Source organism: Jatrophihabitans sp. (genome assembly GCF_036389215.1).
In the GTDB taxonomy this organism is placed as follows: Bacteria; Actinomycetota; Actinomycetes; order Mycobacteriales; family Jatrophihabitantaceae; genus Jatrophihabitans_A.
The window spans coordinates 1-7908 of record NZ_DASVQG010000130.1; the positions used below are offsets into that span (position 1 = coordinate 1).

The 7908-nt window shown below is 67.7% G+C and carries 11 protein-coding genes; 9 read left to right on the forward strand and 2 right to left on the reverse strand.

Translation table 11 applies throughout. From position 1 onward, the window contains the following. Positions 1–66: 66 nt before the first annotated feature. A complete protein-coding gene (locus tag VF542_RS05880; RefSeq protein ID WP_408650769.1) occupies positions 67–495 on the reverse strand; it encodes a hypothetical protein in 429 nt (142 codons plus the stop codon). A gap of 427 nt (positions 496–922) precedes the next feature. On the opposite strand from VF542_RS05880, the gene VF542_RS05885 reads away from it, so the two are divergent. Both VF542_RS05885 and VF542_RS05890 read left to right on the forward strand, forming a co-directional pair. Beyond that, complete coding sequence (locus VF542_RS05885) at positions 923–1909, forward strand: hypothetical protein (protein WP_408650770.1); 987 nt, start codon at positions 923–925, stop codon at positions 1907–1909. Between the two features lie 232 nt (positions 1910–2141). Next, positions 2142–2435, forward strand: coding sequence for a helix-turn-helix transcriptional regulator (locus VF542_RS05890; protein ID WP_408650771.1), 294 nt, complete (start codon positions 2142–2144; stop codon positions 2433–2435). A gap of 158 nt (positions 2436–2593) precedes the next feature. Here VF542_RS05890 and VF542_RS05895 read toward each other — a convergent pair whose 3' ends face one another. Next, positions 2594–3616: an LLM class flavin-dependent oxidoreductase gene (locus VF542_RS05895; protein WP_408650772.1), complete on the reverse strand. Its 1023-nt coding sequence runs from the start codon at positions 3614–3616 to the stop codon at positions 2594–2596. A 293-nt stretch (positions 3617–3909) separates the two neighbouring features. Here VF542_RS05895 and infA point away from each other — a divergent pair, with 293 nt between their 5' ends. The 7 genes from infA to rplQ all read left to right on the forward strand — a co-directional run. Then, complete coding sequence (gene infA / locus VF542_RS05900) at positions 3910–4131, forward strand: translation initiation factor IF-1 (RefSeq protein ID WP_311421483.1); 222 nt, start codon at positions 3910–3912, stop codon at positions 4129–4131. A 66-nt stretch (positions 4132–4197) separates the two neighbouring features. After that, positions 4198–4311, forward strand: a complete 114-nt coding sequence (gene rpmJ / locus VF542_RS05905; RefSeq protein ID WP_015883600.1) for a 50S ribosomal protein L36 — start codon at positions 4198–4200, stop codon at positions 4309–4311. Positions 4312–4556: 245 nt separating this feature from the next. Then, positions 4557–4934, forward strand: coding sequence for a 30S ribosomal protein S13 (rpsM, locus tag VF542_RS05910; RefSeq protein WP_408650773.1), 378 nt, complete (start codon positions 4557–4559; stop codon positions 4932–4934). Between the two features lie 80 nt (positions 4935–5014). Further along, positions 5015–5422 (forward strand): 30S ribosomal protein S11, encoded by a 408-nt coding sequence (gene rpsK / locus VF542_RS05915; RefSeq protein ID WP_408650774.1) that lies wholly within the window; start codon positions 5015–5017, stop codon positions 5420–5422. Between the two features lie 31 nt (positions 5423–5453). Then, a complete protein-coding gene (gene rpsD / locus VF542_RS05920; protein WP_408650775.1) occupies positions 5454–6059 on the forward strand; it encodes a 30S ribosomal protein S4 in 606 nt (201 codons plus the stop codon). A gap of 123 nt (positions 6060–6182) precedes the next feature. Continuing rightward, the gene (locus VF542_RS05925) at positions 6183–7208 is read left to right on the forward strand and encodes a DNA-directed RNA polymerase subunit alpha (RefSeq protein ID WP_408650776.1); all 1026 of its coding nucleotides are present in this window, start codon (positions 6183–6185) and stop codon (positions 7206–7208) included. A 77-nt stretch (positions 7209–7285) separates the two neighbouring features. Further along, the coding region (gene rplQ / locus VF542_RS05930) for a 50S ribosomal protein L17 (protein WP_408650777.1) at positions 7286–7908 on the forward strand (623 nt) is incomplete at its 3' end.

The following is a 7908-nucleotide window of genomic DNA, read 5'->3' on the forward strand; positions in this document are numbered from 1 at the left end:
GCCGGCCTGCCCGGGCGACGGGTCGCGTGCCCCTGAGCTCGGCAGACACCCGCCCAAGCCTCGAGGTCAGCGGGCGGGTGGCTCCGCCGAGCCTCGCCTGGCGGCCTTGCCGCGCGTCGGCTGTCTGCCTCGACGGCTGTCGAGATCGGTGACCGGCTGACTGGCCGGTGGCGGCTGCAGCATTGCCCGGATGACCTCGTCGACCGCCCTGCGCTGACGACGGCTCAGCCGGTCGGCCTCAGCTGGCGGCCGGTAGGGCTCGGTGACGTCGGCGGGCAGCGAGGCGGCGCGGCGCAGCTTGGCCAGTGACACTCCCAGCACGGTGGCGAAGGCCTGCAACGTCGACTCGTCGGGGGTGCCGTGCTCGCCCCGCAGGTACCGGGCAGCGGTGTCGTGATTCAGCGTGAACCCGAGCTCTCGTGCGGCCTGTGAGATGGCCCGGGCGCTGAGGGCCTTGGAGTTCTCGGCCCGGAGCAGCTCTGACAGCGCGCTCATCGCGGTCCGGCGGGTGGCAGCGGGGCACCGCGGCCGGCAGCAGATCCGGTACGTGCAGACATGGTGTAGACAGTATCGGCTCGTACCGGCCGTCTGCCCGTTAAAGACACAGAAGCCGCTACCGAGTTCAGCTGCCGCAACCGGCGTCGCGCCGAGAGCAGGCACCCCGGAAGTGGCGGTTGACCGGGGCGGCCGTTCAGCGACAGCGCCGTAGCTTGTCACCAAGGCGCTGCCAGTGACAGACCATTTGGGGTGATGTACCGTCGGTCACACTTAGAAACAGACCGCTCGGAATTTTCTTACCGGGAAGCAGGGGTGCACGGTTGAAAACGACCACGTACCCCTGCGACCGGGCCGCTCAGGTCAGGGCCATTCGATGCTGTTCATGCGGCACTCCTTCCTGCATTAGCAAACCCAGGTGTCCGGGATGACCGTCCACCACCTCGGACTGTTCGTCTTGCTGGCAGCGCTCAGTGTGACCTACTCACTCACGGCACGGCACCTCGAGCGGTTACGCCGCGGCCTCACCGAAGGCAAGGTCCACAACCTGCTGGACGTCTGGACCATGGCCGGGGCGCTGCTGCTTCCCGGTGTGCTGGTCGTGCCGCTGGTGCTGATCTCCTACGGGGCCGAATGGCCGTCGCGCAAGTATGTCAACGGCGGCCGTCCGGTGCGTTATGTCATCAGCGTTTTGATCGTGGCCGCCGCGGCTTGGGTCGCGACCGCGGTCAGGCAGAACGTCACCGGGGTGCTCGGCATCGCCGCGGCGGTGCTGTGCTGGACCGCGATCAACTCGGTACTCATCGCGGCGCTGGTGTGGCGCTTCGACGACCGGAGCCTCGTCCGGCAACTCCTCGGGCTGCCTAACCAGGTCGCCGACACCCTCACCAAGGTGACCGGTGTCGCCCTTGCCCTGCTGGTGGGCTGGCACCCGCTGAGCGGCGTCGTGGTGTTACCGCTGGTCCTGGCCGGGCACCGGCTGGCCTTGCGCTACTCCATCAGGACGACCTCGGCCTATGACACGACCGCCCGGATGTGGTCGGAAGCCGGCTGGCGGGTACGGGCCACCGAGAGCATCGCGACCGCTCCGGGCTGCGTGGCGTTGGTGCTCATCGATCCGGAACAGGCCCACAGCGAAGTCGCCATCGCCGAGTGCCTGCTCGGCGTTCTGCGGCCGAGTGATCCGGTGGGCAGGTATGGAACCCGGCAGGTTGCGGCGCTGGTCCAGGTGGACATGGAGGCCGTCGGCATCATCGTCACCGAACGGGTTCGCGGCAGGCTCGACCGGGCCGGGATCGCCTGCGTGGTCGGCGTCTCGATCAGCGTCGGCGAAGGCTTGGGCGAGCTGCTGATCCGGGCGGGATCAGACCTGATGGCACGCCGGCAGTCGGCAGGCATCTCCGCCCGCTGGTGACTCGTGCCCCAGCACCGACCGACTGCGGTGAGCAGGCGCCGGACCGCTGGACGGATCGTCTGTTGCGAATAGCTGAACTGTCTGAATCCGACGACGCACGCCCCGGATCGCGCGTGCTACCGCCCGGGACACGACCATAGTGTCTGATAAGTGACAGGACGTCAGACATTTCGGGTACTTTGAGTCCCGAAATCCGGCCGGTGCCGGATGCATTGTGTCGAACGGGGGATTCATGCAACTGCGAAGTCGGCGAGCACTCGCTGATTACATCGACCTACTGGGGGTCTCTGAACGGCAACTGGCGCGCAGCGCCGGGTTGAGTCATTCCACGGTCAACCATCTCGTGACAGGTCGGCGCAACAGTTGCTCGCTGCGTACCGCCGTCGCCATCGAGCGAGCACTGGACTGCCCACCGGGCCTGCTCTTCTCGCCCGATACCGACGCCGACCGGCTTGCGATGTACCGGTTGTGGGCCGACTCCGAAGCCGGGCCCGGGGATCGGACCGGAGGTGGCAGTGACCGCTGACCCGCGCCGCTCCTGAGCCGCCGCGCCGGTCGGGCCCGCTGCCCGGCCGGCGCGCCGTCAGCTGAGGGCACCCGGCAAGGCCGCCGCACCCGCTGCCCGGCCGGCGCGCCGTCAGCTGAGGGCACCCGGCAAGGCCGGCCGCACCCGGCCGGGAGCGATCACACGCCCAGGCACAGTGGCTGGCCCAGCGCCTGCCGCTCGCTGAGCTCGGCGATCAGCCGGTAGGACCGAAGCCGGTCCTCGAGCTGATAGATCTGATTGGTGAGCATCAGCTCGTCGGCGCCGGTGCGCCCGAGCAACTCGCCGAGCTGGGCGGCCACGGTCTGTGGCGAGCCGAGCGCCTGGCCGGCCCTGCGCTGCTCGACGAAGGCGCGTTCGGCCGGGCTGAAGTCGTAGGCTGCGGCCTCCTCGGGGCTCGGCAGCCGGATCGGTAGGCCTGCGCGGAGCCGCAGGAAGGACAGCCAGCCCGGCTTGGCGAGGTACTCGGCGTGTTCGTCGGTGTCGGCGCACGTCGCGCTGACCGCAACCATCGCATGCGGCTCGTCCAGCCACTGCGAGGGCCGGAAGCTGCGCCGGTAGACGGCCAGCGCCGGCTCGGTGTAGGCAGCGGAGAAATGATGGGCGAAGGAGAAGGGCAACCCGAGCAGCCCGGCCAGCCGGGCGCTGAAGTCGCTGGAACCGAGCAACCAGACCTCAGGTAGCCCGGCTGCGGTCGGCACCGCCTGCAGCCGAGCCGGATCGCCGGCCAGCATGGCGATCAGCTCGGTCAGCTCGGCGGGGAAGTCCTCGGCGGACAGGCCCTGCATCGTCCGGCGCAGCGCCAGGGCGGTCCGTTGGTCGGTGCCGGGCGCCCGGCCGATCCCCAGATCGATCCGGCCCGGGTGCAGTGATTCCAGGGTGCCGAACTGCTCGGCTACCACCAGGGGCGCGTGGTTGGGCAGCATCACGCCGCCGGACCCGACCCGGATGGTGCTGGTCGCGGCCGCCAGATGGGCCACCAGCACGGCCGGTGACGAGCTGGCGATCGCCGGCATGTTGTGGTGCTCTGCCACCCAGAAGCGGTGGTAGCCCCACTCCTCGGCGGTGCGTGCCAGTTCGGTCGTGTTGCGAAGGGCCTCGGTGGTGTCGCCCTTGCTGCTGACCGGCGCCAGATCCAAGATGGACAGCGGAACATGCTTCACCCTGGCTGCAACCACCCACCTGCCGGTGATCTTCCCCGGCCCTCGGCCTGCGGTGATCTTCCCGGCCGGGGTGGTACGGCCGCGTTTTGGTATCGGGTCAACTCGTGAGTAAACTCAACCGTTGGCGCATGCCGCCGGTTTCCATGCTCAGAAGTCTTGAGCCTCTCGCTGTGGCCGCGAGTGGTGATCGGCCCTCATCGACAAGCGCCGGACGCAGTTCGTCGGTGCGGTATACCCGTGCCTGCTGGCCGCGCCGAACCGTAGAGACGATACATAAACGAAAAGCGGAGGACATGGCCAAAAAGGACGGGGCCATCGAGGTCGAGGGCAAAGTGGTCGAGCCACTGCCCAACGCGATGTTCCGGGTGGAGTTGAGCAACGGGCACAAGGTGCTCGCTCACATCAGCGGCAAGATGCGCCAGCACTACATCCGCATCCTGCCCGAAGACCGGGTCGTGGTGGAACTCTCACCGTACGACCTCACCCGCGGGCGGATCGTCTACCGCTACAAGTAAGCCGACCGATGAAGATGGCTGCCGCCCGGTGCGGCGGCCATCGCGTTCGAAACCAGGAGTACAGGCGTGAAGGTCAAGCCCAGCGTCAAGCCGATCTGCGACAAGTGCAAGGTCATCCGTCGCCACGGTCGGGTCATGGTCATTTGCGAGAACCTGCGCCACAAGCAGCGCCAGGGCTAGCCGTAGCACCCGACTAGCCGTAGCACCCGACTAGCCGTAGCACCGACTAGCCGTAGCACCGCCAGCAACACCCCAGCACGCGCACTCCTCTCCGTTTCATCCGGGTCGTTACAGCCCGGCGGAATCGGGGTCACCCCCGGTCGGAGGCCGGGGCCGCTACACCGGAGCTGATCCGATCAGCTCCGGCCGGGCACCAGCGGACGGATGCGCACAACACCTCCGAAGAACGAAGGAGAACGCCCCGAATGGCACGCCTTGCCGGCGTTGACCTGCCCCGCGAGAAGCGGCTCGTCATCGCCCTCACCTACATCTACGGCGTCGGGCCCACCCGCGCGAAGGAAACCCTGGAAGCGACCGGGATCAGCCCGGACCTGCGGACCCGGGACCTGAGCGACGAGGACCTGGTCAAGCTGCGCAATTACCTCGAAGGCAACTACAAGGTCGAGGGTGACCTGCGCCGTGAGGTCGCCGCCGACATCCGCCGCAAGATCGAGATCGGTTGCTACCAGGGCTTGCGGCATCGCCGTGGCCTGCCGGTGCACGGTCAGCGCACCAAGACCAATGCCCGTACCCGCAAGGGCCCGAAGAAGACGATGGCCGGCAAGAAGAAGGCCAAGAAGTAGTTCGTCGCCTGGGTCCTCGGCGCACGCCAGGGTCCGTTCTCCACGTCGTTCCAGATCACACCCTCAGGAGCTAAAGGCAGATGCCTCCCAAGACCCGCGGCACAGGCGCCGTGAAGAAGGTCCGTCGCAAAGAGAAGAAGAACGTCGCGCACGGCCACGCTCACATCAAGAGCACGTTCAACAACACGATCGTCTCGATCACCGACCCGACCGGCAACGTGATCAGCTGGGCCTCGGCCGGCCACGTCGGCTTCAAGGGCTCCCGCAAGTCGACCCCGTTCGCCGCCCAGATGGCCGCCGAGAATGCCGCCCGCAAGGCGCAGGAGCACGGCGTCAAGAAGGTCGACGTGTTCGTCAAGGGCCCTGGCTCGGGCCGTGAGACCGCGATCCGTTCGCTGCAGGCCACCGGCCTCGAGGTCGGCACGATTTCTGACGTCACTCCTCAGCCGCACAACGGCTGCCGTCCGCCCAAGCGGCGGAGGGTCTGAGTCGGGTCTGAGGATCAAGGAGATATAAGAAATGGCTCGTTACACCGGACCCGCGACCCGCATCTCGCGCCGTCTCAATGTCGACCTCGTCGGTGGCGACGCCGCCTTCGAGCGTCGTCCGTTCCCGCCCGGCCAGCACGGCCGGGCCCGTATCAAGCAGAGCGAGTACCTGCTGCAGCTCCAGGAGAAGCAGAAGGCCAAGTACTCCTACGGCGTTCTGGAGAAGCAGTTCCGCAACTACTACCAGGAAGCCACCCGGCGCACCGGCAAGACCGGTGACAACCTGCTGCAGATCCTCGAGTCCCGGCTGGACAACGTCGTGTACCGCGCCGGCTTCGCCCGGACTCGCCGCGCGGCCCGCCAGCTGGTGAACCATGGCCACTTCGTGGTCAACGGTCACAAGGTCGATATCCCCAGCTACCGAGTCTCGCCCCTGGACATCATCGACGTGCGCCCGAAGTCGCTGGAGACCACGCCGTTCCTGATCGTCCGGGAAACCCTGGGTGAGCGCCCGGTGCCGGCCTGGCTGCAGATCGTGCCGTCCAAGTTGCGCATCCTGGTGCACCAGCTGCCCGAGCGCGCGCAGATCGATGTCCCGATCACCGAGCAGCTGATCGTCGAGCTCTACTCCAAGTAGGAGCGGCCAACGGGCAGGCGGGTCCACCTGGTACTGGGGTGGCCTGCCTGGCCTCGCCGTACAACTGAATACCTCACCCGAGCGTCATATAGCGGTCGCTCACGAGTGCGAAGGAGCACCACCTTGCTGATTTCACAGCGCCCGACGCTGACCGAAGAGGTCATCGCCGACAACCGTTCCAAGTTCGTCATCGAACCGCTCGAGCCCGGCTTCGGCTACACGCTGGGCAACTCGCTGCGGCGCACGCTGCTGTCCTCCATTCCCGGGGCGGCGGTGACCAGCATCCGGATCGACGGCGTGCTGCACGAGTTCACCACCGTCGAGGGTGTCAAGGAGGACGTCACCGACCTGATCCTGAACCTCAAGGAACTCGTCGTCTCCTCCGACTCCGACGAGCCGGTCGTGATGTACCTGCGCAAGCAGGGCCCGGGCGAGGTCACCGCAGCCGACATCGCGCCGCCGGCCGGTGTCGAGGTGCACAACCCGGACCTCAAGATCGCCACGATCAACAAGAAGGGCCGGCTCGAGATCGAACTGGTCGTCGAGCGGGGCCGTGGCTACGTCACCGCGGTGCAGAACAAGCAGCCCGGCCAGGAGATCGGCCGGATCCCGGTGGACTCGATCTACTCCCCGGTGCTGAAGGTGACCTACGCGGTCGAGGCCACCCGTGTCGAGCAGCGCACCGACTTCGACCGGCTGGTGGTCGACGTCGAGACCAAGTCCTCGATCAGCCCGCGCGACGCCGTCGCCAGCGCCGGTCACACCCTGGTCGAGCTGTTCGGCCTGATGCGTGAGCTGAACGAGGAGGCCGAAGGCATCGACGTCGGCCCGTCGCCGACCGAAGTCGCCGACATCGCGGCGTTCTCGATGCCGATCGAGGAGCTGGACCTCACCGTCCGGTCCTACAACTGCCTCAAGCGGGAGGGCATCCACACCGTCGGCGAGCTGGTCGGCCGCAGCGAGGCGGACCTGCTCGACATCCGCAACTTCGGCTCGAAGTCCATCGACGAGGTCAAGGTCAAGCTGCACGGCCTGGGCCTCTCGCTGAAGGACAGCCCGCCCGGATTCGACCTGAACGCGGTGGTCGACTCCTACGGCGGCGAGGAGTTCGGCGATGAGACGGACTACGCCGAAACCGAAGAGCTGTAACCCACGTTGACCGCAGCCGGTGACCGCCGGGAATTCCGGCGGTCCTGGCCCGAGAAACTTTCCTCTAGGAGCACGTCATGCCCACGCCCACGAAGGGTCCTCGCCTCGGCGGCGGTCCGGCCCACGAGCGGCTGCTGCTCGCGAACCTCGCGACCGCGCTGTTCGAGCACGACCGGATCACCACCACCGAGGCGAAGGCGAAGCGGCTGCGGCCGCTGGCCGAGAAGCTGATCACGTTCGCCAAGCACGGTGAGCTGCACGATCGTCGCCAGGTTCTCAAGGTCATCCGCAACAAGGACGTGGTGCACAAGCTGTTCGCCGAGATCGGACCGAAGTTCTCCGAGCGCCCCGGCGGCTACACCCGGATCATCAAGGTGAACCCCCGCAAGGGCGACAACGCCCCGATGGCCGTCATCGAGCTGGTGGAGGAGCTGAGCGCGGCGGCCCGGGTGGTCCGCGAGGCCGAGCGGTCCCGCGGCACCAAGGTCGCGCCGTCCAAGGCCCCGACCGGCCGCACCGCTGAGATCGCCCAGGACGCCGCCGCCGAGTCGCCGACCGCCGCTCGGGTGGCCGGTGCCGCCGACGCCGCCAAGCTGGACGCTGGGGACGGCACCGAGGCCGTCGACGAGAGCGGCGCGGTGGACGCTATTTCCGCAGGCTCCGCCAACATCGACGAGTCCGACGCTGCCGATGCCGGCGT